The following is a 12,635-nucleotide window of genomic DNA, read 5'->3' on the forward strand; positions in this document are numbered from 1 at the left end:
TTCAAGCACACCCGAACGGGCACACGAAAACCAGCTGTCCCAGCAGGCGGGTGTCTGAAACTCCGGACTTAGGTCCGCAGGAGACCTACTTGACGCCCAGCAGCTCCTCCACGGTTCCAATGCCGAAGAACAGCAGGAACGCAGCGGCCACGGCCCACATGAGCGGGTGGACTTCGCGGGCGCGGCCCTGGAAGGTGCGGATCAGGACGTAGGAGATGAAGCCGGCACCGAGGCCGTTGGCGATCGAGTACGTGAACGGCATGAGGGAGATGGTCAGGAACGCAGGGATGCCGACACCCCAGTCCTGCCAATCGATCTTGCCCACCTGGGAGACCATCATGAAGCCCACAACCACCAGTGCCGGGGCCACGGCTTCGAAGGGTACAAGGTTGATGAGGGGCGTGAAGAACATCGCCACCAGGAACAGCACGCCCGTGACGATCGAGGCGAGGCCGGTGCGGGCACCTTCGCCGATGCCGGCGCCGGACTCAACAAAGATCTGGTTGGACGAAACGGACGCGCCACCACCCACGATCGCGCCGAGGGCGTCCACCTGCAGGACACGGTCGACGTTGGGGATGTTGCCGTCTTTGTCCACGGTTCCGGCCTCGTTGGCCAGTCCCACCATGGTGCCCATGGCGTCGAAGAAGATGCTGAGGAGGATCACAAACGCCAACAGTGCTGCAGCGATGAAACCGAGGTGCTGGAACGCGCCGAACGGGTTGGCCTTGCCGATGAGGGACAGGTCCGGGGCGCCCCACTCCGAGAGGGTGGGAGCCACGAGGGACCAGCCGCGCGGGTTGACGTTCTTGCCGTCGAAGCTGGGGCCGATGTGGAGGGTGAACTCGAGGATGGCTGCCAGTGCCGTGGAGACCACGATGCCGATGAGGATGGCGCCGCGGACCTTGCGGACCACCAGGGCGATGGTGAGGATGAGGCCCACTGCGAACACCAAGGTAGGCCAGCCCATGAGCTTGCCATCCACGCCCAGGCCCAAGGGAACCGTGGTGCCGGCGGCGTCGGGAATCCGGCGCACAAAGCCTGCGTTGACCAGGCCGATCAGTGCAATGAAGAGGCCGATGCCCACCACGATCGCCGTTTTCAGCGCTTCCGGCACGGCTTTGAACACGGCAGTACGGAAACCGGTCAGCACCAGGATGAGCATGGTGATGCCGGAGAGGACCACGAGGCCCATCATGTCCGGCCAGGTGAGTTCCGGGTGCGAGGCGACCGTGACGGCAACGAAGGCGTTGACGCCCAGCCCGGTTGCTACGGCGAATGGGTGCTTGGCCCACGCGCCCATGAGGATGGTCAGGATGCCCGCCACGAAGGCCGTCGTGGCTGCGACGGCTGTGAAGCCGAGGGATGCCCCACTGGAATCCGCCCCGGACAGAATCAGCGGGTTCAACACCACGATGTAGCTCATGGCGAAGAACGTTGCGAAGCCGCCACGAATTTCCCGCGAGTACGTGGATCCACGTTCAGTAATTTTGAAGTAGCGGTCTACTGCAGAACCTTGCTTAAGCATGAAAGACTCCGGGGATCGGGGGGAGTGTGCCCTCAAATCCTATGCGGTCCGGTGCGGGCGCTCCGGACGATTCGCCTAGTCTGTAAGGAAGCCAACACTAGGAGAAACCGCCCCATGCGTACCATCCGCCCGCTTCTGGCCGCCGTCGTCGCTGCTCTTGCCTTCGCGTCCGCCCTGCTGTTTACTGCGGCGCCGGCGTCTGCCCACGACGTCGCTGAATCCACGACGCCGGCCAGTGGCACCAGCGTCACGGACGTCCCGGCGTCGGTTTCCATCACGTTCAACAACCGGCCGCTCGCCATCGGTTCGGGCGTCACGGTCACTGCGGGCGGCGAAAACTGGGCCGACGGCCCGGTGGAAATCATCGACAACCAGGCGGTCCAGAAGTTGCGCGAAGGCGCTCCGGCCGGCGAATACACGGTGGTTTGGCGCGTCGTCAGCAGCGATTCGCACCCCATCGAGGGCACCTTTACCTTCACGGCCACCGCAGGAAGCACGACGACGGCCAGCGGCCCGGCGGCAGCCTCTCCGTCCGCATCGGCTCCGTCCGCTTCGACACCTTCAGCGGCGGTGCCGACGGCGGGAACCGCGGCCCCGGGCACTGCGGCGTCGGGAACCGGCAACAGCGAGCCCGCGGCCGACGCCTCCCAGCCCTTCCCATGGAGCATCGTGGGCCTGGCGGTTGTTGCTGTTGGTCTCGTTATTTTTCTGGCTGTTACCGCCCGCAGGAAACTGGCTGCTTCGAACGACCCTGAGGGCCCTTCTCCCGCGGAATAACGGGGTTTTCTACGTAGCTGCGAAGATCTCGAAACGGTGACTGCGACACGCCAGAAGCGTACTTCTCGTTACTTAAATGTGACTTCCGCGTGATCATCGCGTACGGTGGTACCTGTGCCTGTTCCACGTAGCGGGCACTTCCGGTCTGATTGCCTAGCTCTGCCGCAGTCCGGAATCCGTTCGCAGACAAACCTTACGGCAGAGACGGGGAACCCATTTTGGGCCGCTTTCGAGCGTGCCTTGGGGTGAAGTCACGATGCTTCCGCTGAACAGCGGGAGATAGTGGCCGGGTGACTCCCATCCGAATCCGACAGCTAACCTCGCAGGCATCGGGAGAGGCTCTTTCATGTCTTCACGCATTCTTCGCGGCCGTCGTAAGGCGGACAGCGTACGTCCTAATCCGTTCATCTCCATCTCCAAGGCAGTTGCCAGCAACGCTTCCGGCGCTGGCCGCCAGGCAGCTGTTATCGCAGCAGCCTCGGGCCTTGTGTTGACCGGCTCCATTGCAGCTCACGCTGCTGAAGCTCCGGTTCAGCGGGATTCCAGCCCGGCCACGGTCGCTGAGACCGTTTCGGCCGACGCTCCCACCCAGGTTGTTACCGCCCTGGCTACGGCTACGGTCAACTTCGAGCGCCCCGCTGTTGCTTCCGTTGCAGCTCCGGTTATCGAAAAGCCTGCACCGGTTGCTCCGGCTCCTGTCGCCAAGAAGGCAGCAGTCACCACTGCCGCCGCCAAGGCTCCTGTTGCCAAGGCTGCTGCAGCCGCTCCGGCCGCTGCTGCTCCCGCTCCTGCGGCTGCTGCTGCTCCGGCTGTTGGTGGCGTCAATGCCGCCATGGTTGCCTCGGCTTACGCCCAGATCGGCATCATGCAGGACTGCACCGCCATGGTGGAGCGCGCACTCGGCTCCGCAGGCATCCCCGTTGGCGACCTCGGTCCCATGCAGTTCATGAACTACGGCAAGGTTGTCAGCTCACCCCAGCCCGGTGACATGATCGTCCAGTCCGGCCACGTCGCCATCTACATCGGCAACGGCCAGGCCATCAGCGGTGGCATCAACGGCAACCAGACGGGTATCCACCCGATCAGCTGGTTGACCGCAACGGGTCCCCTGACCTACGTACGCGCTGGCGCATAAGCCTCACGCTTCAGTTCAAAGGCCGGTGTCTTCGAAGAGTTCATCTTCGAGGGCACCGGCCTTTGGCGTTAAGTTATGTGCGGAATAGTTCGCAGCCAGGTTTGATCTGCTAAGCGGTGGCGATGCCCGGCCCTGCAGGGAGGGCCACCTTGGACGATATCGCCTGGCCTACAGCCTTTGCCTGCCGAAGTACTTCCTTCGGTGTGGGCGTAATGAGCTCGCCGACTCCTACAAGGTGCATCCCGACGGCCCGCATTGCGGCCACCAGGTTTTGGCCGATCGCTATGCCGAGTTCCGCCAGCATTCGGCGCAATTGGCTCTGTGCGCAGCGCGTGACCACAATATGGTCGGCCAGAAGAACACCGTTGGCAGTGTGGACGGCCCACTGGCGGCGGGTGGACTCGAGGGGGCCGGAGGCGTGGAGCCCCGTCCTGAGCCCGGCAGTGGTCATGCTGGCGGCCAGTCCATAGCCGATCTGTTGGGAAGGGTCGGAGCCAAGGAAATCGAGGCGGACAGCCCGTGTGGTGCTGCGGACATCCAGGTGATGGCTTGCGGCGTAGTTCCGCAGGTGGCGGAGGATCTCGTTGCGCTCCTGCATGGCTGCGGGATCGGCTGCATCGCAGCGTTGAAGCATTCCGGTGTGGACTGACGGACCCGTTGCGGACAACGTGCCGAACCCGTCCACCACAATGGAGCCCACGCCGTAGCGGCTGAGCTCACTGGCAACTGCCAAGCCGGACAAGCCGGCTCCGATGACCACGGTGGTGGTGCGTTCCGTGGCGGAATCAGGCGTGAGTGACACTGCTTGGTTCCTCCTTGACGTGTGTGCCATTAGGCATCGCATGGGGTCGCGTCCGAGTTCCCCAAGCGGCCGCAATAAATGGCCGGAGTGTGCTGTGGAACACGGTTGCCGGCCATTCGGTGACTCGAACACTACCGAACTTTTTCTGCCATGGATAGCCTCCTGGGTCCGCGTGTTCGCGTTGTTCATCCCCAGCGCAAAATGAGCACCCTGGAACCGAGCCCGGACCGTTATACACATAGCCCAAAGTCACCTTGATTCGGCGTTGCCGACCGAGAATAGTTGGCATTGGGAGAAGGAATTTCCAGGTTTCTTCTGCCCGGGCCATTGACATTGACGCCAGGAGGGAATCCGAGCCGGAGAACCTCTGGCAGAATGGCCGGAACATCAAGCAGCAGGTGGAGAGGCGGGCCCCATGGACCAGCACAGCAGGCACAATGAAGAGCCACAGGACGGCCAGGACCACGCAGTGGCGCCAGGAGGCATTGTCGTTGGAGTTGACGGTTCAGAGCACGGGCAGTGTGCATTGGTGTGGGCGGCACGTGAAGCCGAACGCCGTCAGCTGCCCTTGCACATCGTGACGGCCTACTCCGTACCTATCTTTGCCGCATCAGGCCTGGACGGCGGTTATGCAACTGTGGATGATTCGGTGATCCGCGAGGGCGCGGACGCGATCGTGAAACAGGCTATGGACAAGATCTCCGGGTACGCCATCGAGGTTGACGCTTCAGTGGAGAACGGCGACGCTGCCGGTGTCCTCCTTGATCTCTCGGCAGATGCCGCACTCCTCGTTTTTGGCAGCCGGGGCCGCGGGGGCTTCGTTGGTCGCCTTTTGGGATCTGTCAGCAGCGCATTGCCTGCCCACGCCAAATGCCCCACCGTCACGGTCCCGCTGTACTGCGCCGACCGTCTCGGCGAAAACACGGAAGACAAGCACATCAAAGCCGAGCACGCCAAAGCTGGCCCCCGCGCGGTGGAAAACGTAGTCGCAGTGGGCGTCGACGGCTCCGAGCAAGCCCGGGTGGCAGTGCTCGAAGCGGCCGAGCAAGCGCAGCGCATGGGAGCCAAGCTCCGAGTCATCTGCGCTGTTCCGCAGTACAGCGGTTCCCTGGCTTGGGTGCCGGCTCCGTTGGACCGCGATGCCCTCTTTGCGGATATCAGGGTGCAGCTTGACGCCGGTGTTGCGTGGCTCAGGAGCCACTTCCCGCAGCTTCCCATTGAGACGGACCTCCGGGACGGCTCACCGGTGGACGTGCTGGTGGAAATCAGCCGCAGCGTCGAACTGGTGGTTCTGGGAACACGCGGCCGCGGCGGCTTCGCGGGCATGCTGCTCGGTTCCACCTCGGACGGCGTCCTCCACCATGCCAAGGGTCCTGTGCTGGTTGTTCCGGATCGTGAAGATCCCCGGCTGGCCGACCGTCACAAGTTTGGGCCAATGCTCGGCGCAGCTTAGGCCGCGGGAACCACTGCGCCATGGATGTCCAACAGCCCAGCGGGGAATTTATTCTGGACATCGCTGGCATCAGTGGGGCCATGCTTCCGGAGGTGGGGGGAAAGGCAGCCAACCTGGGCGAGCTTGCCCGTGCCGGACTGCCCGTACCACCCGGATTCTGCCTGACCACCGCCGCCTACCGGCATTCCCTTTCGGCCATTGGCCTGGACGAGGTCCTTGCGGCACTGAAGGAGGCGGACGCTTCCCAGTTGGACCAGTTGGACCAGCTGAACGGGCTTGCCGCCCGCGCGCGGTCCTTGGTGCTCGACGCCGGCATTCCCTACCGTATCGCCGAAGCGGTGCGGTCCGCCTACCAGCAGCTGGGGGAGGACGTCCCGGTTGCCGTCAGGTCCTCAGCTACCGCGGAGGACCTGGCTTTCGCGAGTTTCGCCGGTCAGCAGGACACCTTCCTGAACGTGGTGGGCGCTGACTCTGTCCTGGAGGCTGTGAGCCGCTGCTGGGCGTCGCTGTGGACAGACCGTGCCGTGACTTACAGGACCGTCAACGGGATCGATCACGCATCGGTCACCTTGGCTGTAGTCGCGCAGGAGATGGTGGACTCAGCTGTCGCCGGAGTCATGTTCACTGCCAACCCGGTGACGGGAAACCGGCACGAGACAGTGATTGACGCCAGCCCGGGCTTGGGAGAGGCTGTCGTTTCCGGAGCCGTGAATCCGGATCAGTACGTGGTGGATGTTCGTCGCGGTGCCATAGTGAAAAGGACCGTGGGGGACAGGAAAGTGGAGATCACGGCGATCCCTGGCGGTGGCACGGAACGCATTGAACGCAGCACCGGGTCCTCCCCGGACCAACCCGGCGATGCATATCCTCAGCCCTGCCTCAGTGATCACCAGGTGTTGGAACTCGTGGACTTGGGACGCGAGGTCCAGTCGCACTACGGAGCCCCGCAGGACACCGAGTGGGCCATGGACCATGAGGGAAAATTGTGGCTCACCCAAGCACGGCCCGTCACTACCCTGTACCCGCAAACCACGCGCGTGCCTTCCGTTCCGGGCGAGCACGCCTTCCTGAACTTCAGCCTCGCCCAGGGCCTCACCCGACCATTGACCCCCATGGGTTTGGCCGCGATCCGGCTCATCGCTTCCTCCGTCGCCAGGACCGCGGCATTCGATGTTCCGGATCCCCGGTCCGGCCCGTCGCCTTACTACGAGGCGGGGCAGCGCATCTTCTTCGACCTCACAGCGGTGGTGCGGAGCAGGGTCGGCCGGGCGATCGTGCCCCGGGTTTTCGACCTCATGGAGGCCCGCTCGGCCGTTCTGATACGTGGCCTCTTTGACGATCCACGTTTCACAGTGACCACCAGGACTCCTTTGAAACTGATTCGCCACGTTGCTCCGGTTGCGGCCAAGTACCGGGTTCCTGAGTCGCTGTTCCGTGGCCTGTTCCGCCCGGCATCGGCATTGAAACGCGTGGAGAAACTCCGCTCCGATCTGCGCAGCACCTTGGCCGTCCCGCAGCAAGCAACAGCCCATCAGCGGATCGGCCACGTCCAGCGAATCCTCGGGGAAGAAGTTTTTGCCACCGTCCCACAGGTGCTGCCCCTTCCCGCGCTGGGCTTCGCCATGCTGGCGCTGACCAAGAAGCTCCTGGGGGATCAAGCTTCGTACAGCGAACTCCAAACGGTGATCCGTGGCCTTCCCAACAACGTCACTACCGAGATGGACCTGGCCCTGTGGCAGCTTGCGGCGCAGATGAGGAAAGACCCCGACGCCGTTGCCTCCATGACCGGTCGAACGGCGGACGAACTGACGGAACTGTATCGGGACGAAAAGCTCCCCGCCGTTGCCCAAGCAGGATTGAGCTCGTTCCTGGGCACCTTCGGGCACCGGGCCGTCGCCGAGATCGACCTGGGCATGCCGCGCTGGTCAGACGATCCCACCCACATTCTTGGCGTCGTCACCAACTATTTGAGGCTCGCGGACGGCTCAGAGACGCCGGACCAGCAGTTCACGCGGGCAGCCCGCGACGCCGATGAACAGGTAGCCCGTTTCGTAGCGCGGGCCAGGACAAAGAGCCCGTTGCACGCGGCGGTGGTTGGCATGGCGTTGGATCGCACACGGAGGTTCGCTGGACTGCGCGAGTTGCCCAAGTACAACCTGGTCCTGGGTCTATCCGTTGCGCGGAAGCAGTTGCTTCTCATCGGCAATGAGCTTGCCGCAGCGCACCGGATCGAACGCCCCGAGGACATCTTTTTCCTGGACCTCGACGAAGCCGAGACCGCACTGGCCGGAGATGACCTGCAGGAATTGGTTGCTGAGCGACGCGCCGCCTATGGGCAGGAACTGCTGCGGAGGCGCATACCGAGGGTGCTGATGTCAGATGGCACCGAACCGGAAGCCGCACCCGGGATCAGCGGGCCCCAGCGCCCGGGCACCTTGTCTGGCAGTCCGGCGTCGACGGGACAGGTCACAGCTCCTGCGAGAGTCATCATGGACCCCGTTGGCGCGCACTTGGCTCCCGGAGAAATCCTCGTAGCACCGTCAACGGACCCCGGCTGGACGCCGTTGTTCCTCACGGCCGGAGGGTTGGTCATGGAGATGGGTGGGCCCAACTCCCACGGCGCGGTGGTGGCCCGTGAGTACGGCATCCCCGCCGTCGTGGGGGTTCCGGACGCCACATCGCGAATCAGCACGGGTCAACGCGTTACCGTGGACGGCGCCGCAGGGACGGTGGCGGTTGAGGGCGCGGGTGGTGGGACCAGCTAGGCGTGCTGGTGCGACTCGTGTTCCGAGTGGCTCACCGGCTCCAGCTGGAAGGTGCAATGCTCGGTGTCGAAGTGACGGCCGAGGCAGGACCCCAACTGGTCAAGGATGCTGTCCGCCCCACTGGCGTTGAGGACTTCGTCTTCCACCACAACGTGGGCTGAGAACACGGGGACGCCGGAAGTGATGGTCCAGATGTGGATGTCGTGGGCTTCCACCACACCATCCACGGCAATGATGTGCTCGCGGATCATGTTCACGTCCACGCCCTTCGGCGTGGCCTCCAAGAGGACGTCCACCACGTCGCGAAGCAGATGCCAGGCGCGGGGGATGATCATCACTGCGATCAACACCGATGCTATGGGGTCGGCAGCGCTGAAGCCTGTGGTCATGATGACGATGGCCGCCACAATGACCGCAATGGAGCCCAGAAGGTCACCGAGGACCTCAAGGTAGGCACCACGTACATTGAGGCTTTCCTTCTGCGCGCCCTGCAGGATCAGGAGCGAGACAAGATTGGCCACGGCACCCAAAATAGCGGCCCACAGCATGACGTCCGTATGGATCTCCGGGGATTCCCCGAAGCGGCGGATGGCTTCGATCATGATCACCACCGCGATCACGATGAGGATCAACGCGTTCGCCAGGGCAGCCAGTACTTCGGCCCGCTGGTACCCGTACGTCCGCTGGTCACTGGCTGGACGGGTGGCAATCCAAGCCGCCATCAGCGCGATGAAGACGCCCGCGGCATCAGAGAGCATGTGGCCGGCATCAGCCAGCAAAGCCAAGGATCCAGACACGACGGCGCCAACCACCTGGATGCCCACCACGCCTAGGGTGATGGCCAGGACGGCGATGAGCCGCTTCCGATGCTTGCCGGTTGCTGTGATTCCGTGTGAGTGGTTGTGGTCGTGCCCCATGTCTATAAGGCTAGCCCCAGCCGAGTTCGTGCAGACGGTCGTCGTCGATCCCGAAGTGGTGCGCGATCTCGTGGACCACCGTGATGGCGACTTCATCGATGACTTCTTCGCGCGTGCTGCAGATGTCCAGGATCGGCTGCCTGAAGATGGTGATCCGGTCCGGCAGTGAACCGGCTTCCCACCAGGAATCGCGTTCAGTCAAGGGGACGCCCTCGTAGAGTCCCAACAGCACAGTGTCCTGATCTTCGCCCGGTTGCGGCGTGTAGTCGTCTTCGATGAAGATGGCCACGTTGTCCATGGCACTGGCCGCTTTGGGTGGGATCAATTGGAGGGCGTCGCTGACGGCCTCTTCAAATTCTTCGGGAGACATCTCGAAAGGCGCGGCACTGTGGGCTTCGTCCGCGGCGGTGTGCTCAACAGGACTGTGCACCGCATTCCGTTCCCGGAGCGGCGATGAAGGGCGCTCGCCGTCCGGAACTATGGGCAAGCCGGGTGGAAGATTCGCGGGCATGATCTGACTTTAGTCCGCTCAGGCAGCATCGGCGCGGTGTGTGATGAGAGATACTAAAAGTCAATCCTCTTCGACAGACACAGGAACCGCATGACCGGCACCTCTTCCCTCGCGCCTGAACCCCTCGACGTCGTAGTTGTCGGTGAGGCGTTGATCGACATCGTGCAGTCTGCCGATGGGCAGGTGGAGTATCCCGGCGGCTCGCCGGCCAATGTCGCCTTCGGTCTGGGCCGATTGGACGTCAAGACCGGACTGCTGACAGCGATTGGCCGCGATGCCAGGGGTGACGCCATCGCTTCGCATCTGCACAGTGCGGGCGTGGTGCTGTTGCCCGGTTCCATGTCTGCGGGCAAGACCGCGACGGCGACAGCCCGGATAGCTGCGGACGGTTCAGCTGACTACACCTTCGACATTGACTGGGCCTTGGCGCCTCTTGCCCTCCCTTACGCTCCGAGGATCCTGCACACGGGATCCATCGCCACGTTCCTGGAGCCCGGCGCAAGCGTGGTGCGGAGCTTGCTGGAGCAGGCGCAGGGTGGGTGCATGGTGACGTACGACCCGAACATCCGCGCCGACCTCCTCGGAAGCCACCAGGAGGCCCTGGCGCTCTTCGAGGAAATAGTCCCGCTGACCGACGTCGTGAAGCTCAGCGGCACCGATGCCCGCTGGCTGTACCCGGGCAAGGCGCTTGAGGAGACTGCGAACCACCTCCTTTCACTGGGCACCGGGTTGGTTGTAGTGACACAGGGAGTCAAGGGCTCACTCATGGCTACGCGGCACATACAGCTCAACGTACCGGCCGTCCCGGCCACAGTGGCGGACACTATTGGCGCGGGCGATTCCTATATGGCAGCGCTGATCATGGGGCTGCTCCTGCGGGGAAGCGACGGACTGGCGCCCACCGTCATGGAGCGGATCGGCACCATTGCCTCCATGGCGGCCTCCATCGCCGTCGGCCGCCCTGGTGCCAATCCGCCCACACACCGCGAACTTTTGGTGGGAATGGCCCGCTAACGGAGCGGCTGGCGCGTCCGGCGCCGGGTCAGGCCCACGCCGATCAGGCACACCACGCCACCGATCAGCCCCCAGATGGTGGGGACTTCCTGTAGCACTGCCCACGAAATCACAATGGTGGTACCCGGAACCAGGTACGTGGTGGCGGCGAGCTTTCCGGCCGAGATGAGGGACAAAGCGTACGCCCAGGTGGTGAAAGCGATGGCCGTCGGAAAGATCCCCAAGTAGACCAGGCCGAGCGTTGCCGGGAGCGGCGCCGCCTGGACTTCGGAAATCAGCTGCCCGGTCCACGGCAGGCAGCAGATGGCGCCCACCATGATGCCGAACCACGTTGCCTGCCCTGCGGTGAACTTACGGAGCACGGGTTTCTGGAGGATCGCGCTCACCGAGGCGAGCACAGCGGCAAGCAAGCACAACAGCACGCCGGCGACGTCCGCCGTCGAGCGTTGTCCGGAACCCAGCGCGATCATCGCAACGCCACAGAACGCCACCCCGCTGCCGATCAGCAGCCAGCGGGGAAAGCCCTCCTTGAGGAAGATCCCGGCAAGGATCGCGATCAGGATCGGGGAGACGTTGATCAGCATGGCGCTGGTGCCGGCATCGAGCATGTGTTCCGCCGCGTTCAGGGCCACGTTGTAACCACCGAACCACATCACTCCGTAGGCCACGATCGGCAACCACTCCCGGCCGCTCGGCCACACCTTCAGCGTCGGCAGCACCACGATTCCAAGCACGACGGCGGCAACTGCCAAACGTCCCAGCGTCAAGGATCCGGGGGAGAAGCTGGGGCCGACGGCGCGGATGCCCACGAACGCCGAAGCCCAAAGGATCACGGTGACGATCACGGCGGCGATGCCGAGCTTGCTCATGGCTGCTCCGGGCGCAGGGGTGGTGCGCTGGGGCAGGTCCGGGGAAGGCTGGCTGGGTTCGGCCGGGGAAGTGGTTGTCATAGAGCCAAATCTATCCGCCATGCTCCGGGCGCGGCTGGCGGTTTTCGGACGCGTCAGGGCAAGATCCTGCCAATGTTTGCGGACCACCTCCGGAGAGCGGGTGCGGTTGATGTGGTGCGCGTTGCCGAGGGGTGAGCTTTCGACTCTTTGGGTGCGTTGCCGAGGGCTGAGCTTTCGACTCTTTGGGTGCGCTTTTAGAGGTGAGATCACGCCCCTCGACGGAACCCAAGCTGGTAGCCCTGGACGGCCAGCAGACCTCGATTTGGGAATATCGCCATCTATGCTCTAAAGTTTTAGAGTCCAGTTCGGACGAGCGAGACACGGAAAGAACGCGTAAAGCGTCGCTTTTCTTTTGCGAAATCCGAATTGAGTTCAGGCCCCCATCGTCTAGCGGCCTAGGACACCGCCCTTTCACGGCGGCGGCACGGGTTCGAATCCCGTTGGGGGTACGCAAGGAAGTGGTAAACCGGATGAAAAAAGTCTGGTAAGCTAGAAGCCTTGAAAAAAACGCGGTAGAGATACTGCAAACGCAAGGCCCTGTAGCGCAGTTGGTTAGCGCGCCGCCCTGTCACGGCGGAGGTCGCGGGTTCAAGTCCCGTCAGGGTCGCTCTGAGCGCCGGAGAAATTCGGTTCTCAAGGTGACATGTCACCTAGGCTCTGTAGCTCAGTTGGTAGAGCGTTCGACTGAAAATCGAAAGGTCACCGGATCGACGCCGGTCGGAGCCACCACTGGGAAGCATCAGTTCTTTGGAACTGGTGCTTTTCTTCTTTAACCCGATGAGC

10 protein-coding genes, 3 tRNA genes and 1 riboswitch are annotated in these 12,635 nt (G+C 63.5%); of the genes, 8 read left to right on the forward strand and 5 right to left on the reverse strand.

Annotated features, from left to right (window positions below):
• Positions 1-85 precede the first annotated feature (85 nt).
• Positions 86-1,528, reverse strand: coding sequence for an NCS2 family permease (locus tag AYX22_RS02670; RefSeq protein ID WP_207596008.1), 1,443 nt, complete (start codon positions 1,526-1,528; stop codon positions 86-88).
• 114 nt (positions 1,529-1,642) lie between these two features.
• Between AYX22_RS02670 and AYX22_RS02675 the strand changes: the two genes are divergently transcribed.
• Positions 1,643-2,305, forward strand: a complete 663-nt coding sequence (locus AYX22_RS02675; RefSeq protein ID WP_207596009.1) for a copper resistance CopC family protein — start codon at positions 1,643-1,645, stop codon at positions 2,303-2,305.
• Between the two features lie 150 nt (positions 2,306-2,455).
• A riboswitch (cyclic di-AMP (ydaO/yuaA leader) is annotated at positions 2,456-2,648 on the forward strand.
• Positions 2,649-2,651: 3 nt separating this feature from the next.
• Positions 2,652-3,440 carry an NlpC/P60 family protein gene (locus AYX22_RS02680; RefSeq protein WP_207596010.1) on the forward strand — a complete coding sequence of 263 codons (789 nt, stop codon included), beginning with the start codon at positions 2,652-2,654 and terminating at the stop codon, positions 3,438-3,440.
• A 109-nt stretch (positions 3,441-3,549) separates the two neighbouring features.
• On the opposite strand, the gene AYX22_RS02685 is transcribed toward AYX22_RS02680, so the two are convergent.
• Positions 3,550-4,242, reverse strand: a complete 693-nt coding sequence (locus tag AYX22_RS02685; RefSeq protein ID WP_242703497.1) for an FAD-dependent monooxygenase — start codon at positions 4,240-4,242, stop codon at positions 3,550-3,552.
• Between the two features lie 415 nt (positions 4,243-4,657).
• Between AYX22_RS02685 and AYX22_RS02690 the strand changes: the two genes are divergently transcribed.
• Both AYX22_RS02690 and AYX22_RS02695 read left to right on the forward strand, forming a co-directional pair.
• Entirely contained in the window at positions 4,658-5,695 is a 1,038-nt protein-coding gene (locus tag AYX22_RS02690; protein WP_207596012.1) for a universal stress protein, read from the forward strand.
• A gap of 20 nt (positions 5,696-5,715) precedes the next feature.
• Positions 5,716-8,460, forward strand: a complete 2,745-nt coding sequence (locus tag AYX22_RS02695; protein WP_207596013.1) for a PEP/pyruvate-binding domain-containing protein — start codon at positions 5,716-5,718, stop codon at positions 8,458-8,460.
• On the opposite strand, the gene AYX22_RS02700 is transcribed toward AYX22_RS02695, so the two are convergent.
• Together AYX22_RS02700 and AYX22_RS02705 are read right to left on the reverse strand one after the other, a co-directional pair.
• On the reverse strand, positions 8,457-9,377 hold the full coding sequence (locus AYX22_RS02700) for a cation diffusion facilitator family transporter (RefSeq protein ID WP_207596014.1): 921 nt from the start codon (positions 9,375-9,377) through the stop codon (positions 8,457-8,459). The two genes, AYX22_RS02695 and AYX22_RS02700, sit on opposite strands and share 4 nt — an antisense overlap.
• Positions 9,378-9,387: 10 nt before the next feature.
• Complete coding sequence (locus AYX22_RS02705; RefSeq protein ID WP_207596015.1) at positions 9,388-9,888, reverse strand: metallopeptidase family protein; 501 nt, start codon at positions 9,886-9,888, stop codon at positions 9,388-9,390.
• A 90-nt stretch (positions 9,889-9,978) separates the two neighbouring features.
• On the opposite strand from AYX22_RS02705, the gene AYX22_RS02710 reads away from it, so the two are divergent.
• Entirely contained in the window at positions 9,979-10,902 is a 924-nt protein-coding gene (locus AYX22_RS02710; RefSeq protein WP_207596016.1) for a carbohydrate kinase, read from the forward strand.
• Here the strand turns inward: AYX22_RS02710 and AYX22_RS02715 are convergent.
• Positions 10,899-11,852: a DMT family transporter gene (locus AYX22_RS02715; protein WP_207596017.1), complete on the reverse strand. Its 954-nt coding sequence runs from the start codon at positions 11,850-11,852 to the stop codon at positions 10,899-10,901. The two genes, AYX22_RS02710 and AYX22_RS02715, sit on opposite strands and share 4 nt — an antisense overlap.
• Before the next feature lie 376 nt (positions 11,853-12,228).
• On the opposite strand from AYX22_RS02715, the gene AYX22_RS02720 reads away from it, so the two are divergent.
• From AYX22_RS02720 to AYX22_RS02730, 3 genes are all read left to right on the forward strand, one after another.
• Positions 12,229-12,301, forward strand: a tRNA-Glu gene (locus tag AYX22_RS02720).
• A gap of 84 nt (positions 12,302-12,385) precedes the next feature.
• A tRNA-Asp gene (locus tag AYX22_RS02725) sits at positions 12,386-12,459 on the forward strand.
• A gap of 46 nt (positions 12,460-12,505) precedes the next feature.
• A tRNA-Phe gene (locus tag AYX22_RS02730) sits at positions 12,506-12,581 on the forward strand.
• Positions 12,582-12,635: the final 54 nt, after the last annotated feature.

Origin of the sequence: Arthrobacter sp. D5-1 (genome assembly GCF_017357425.1) — a bacterium.
Classification (GTDB): Bacteria; Actinomycetota; Actinomycetes; order Actinomycetales; family Micrococcaceae; genus Arthrobacter.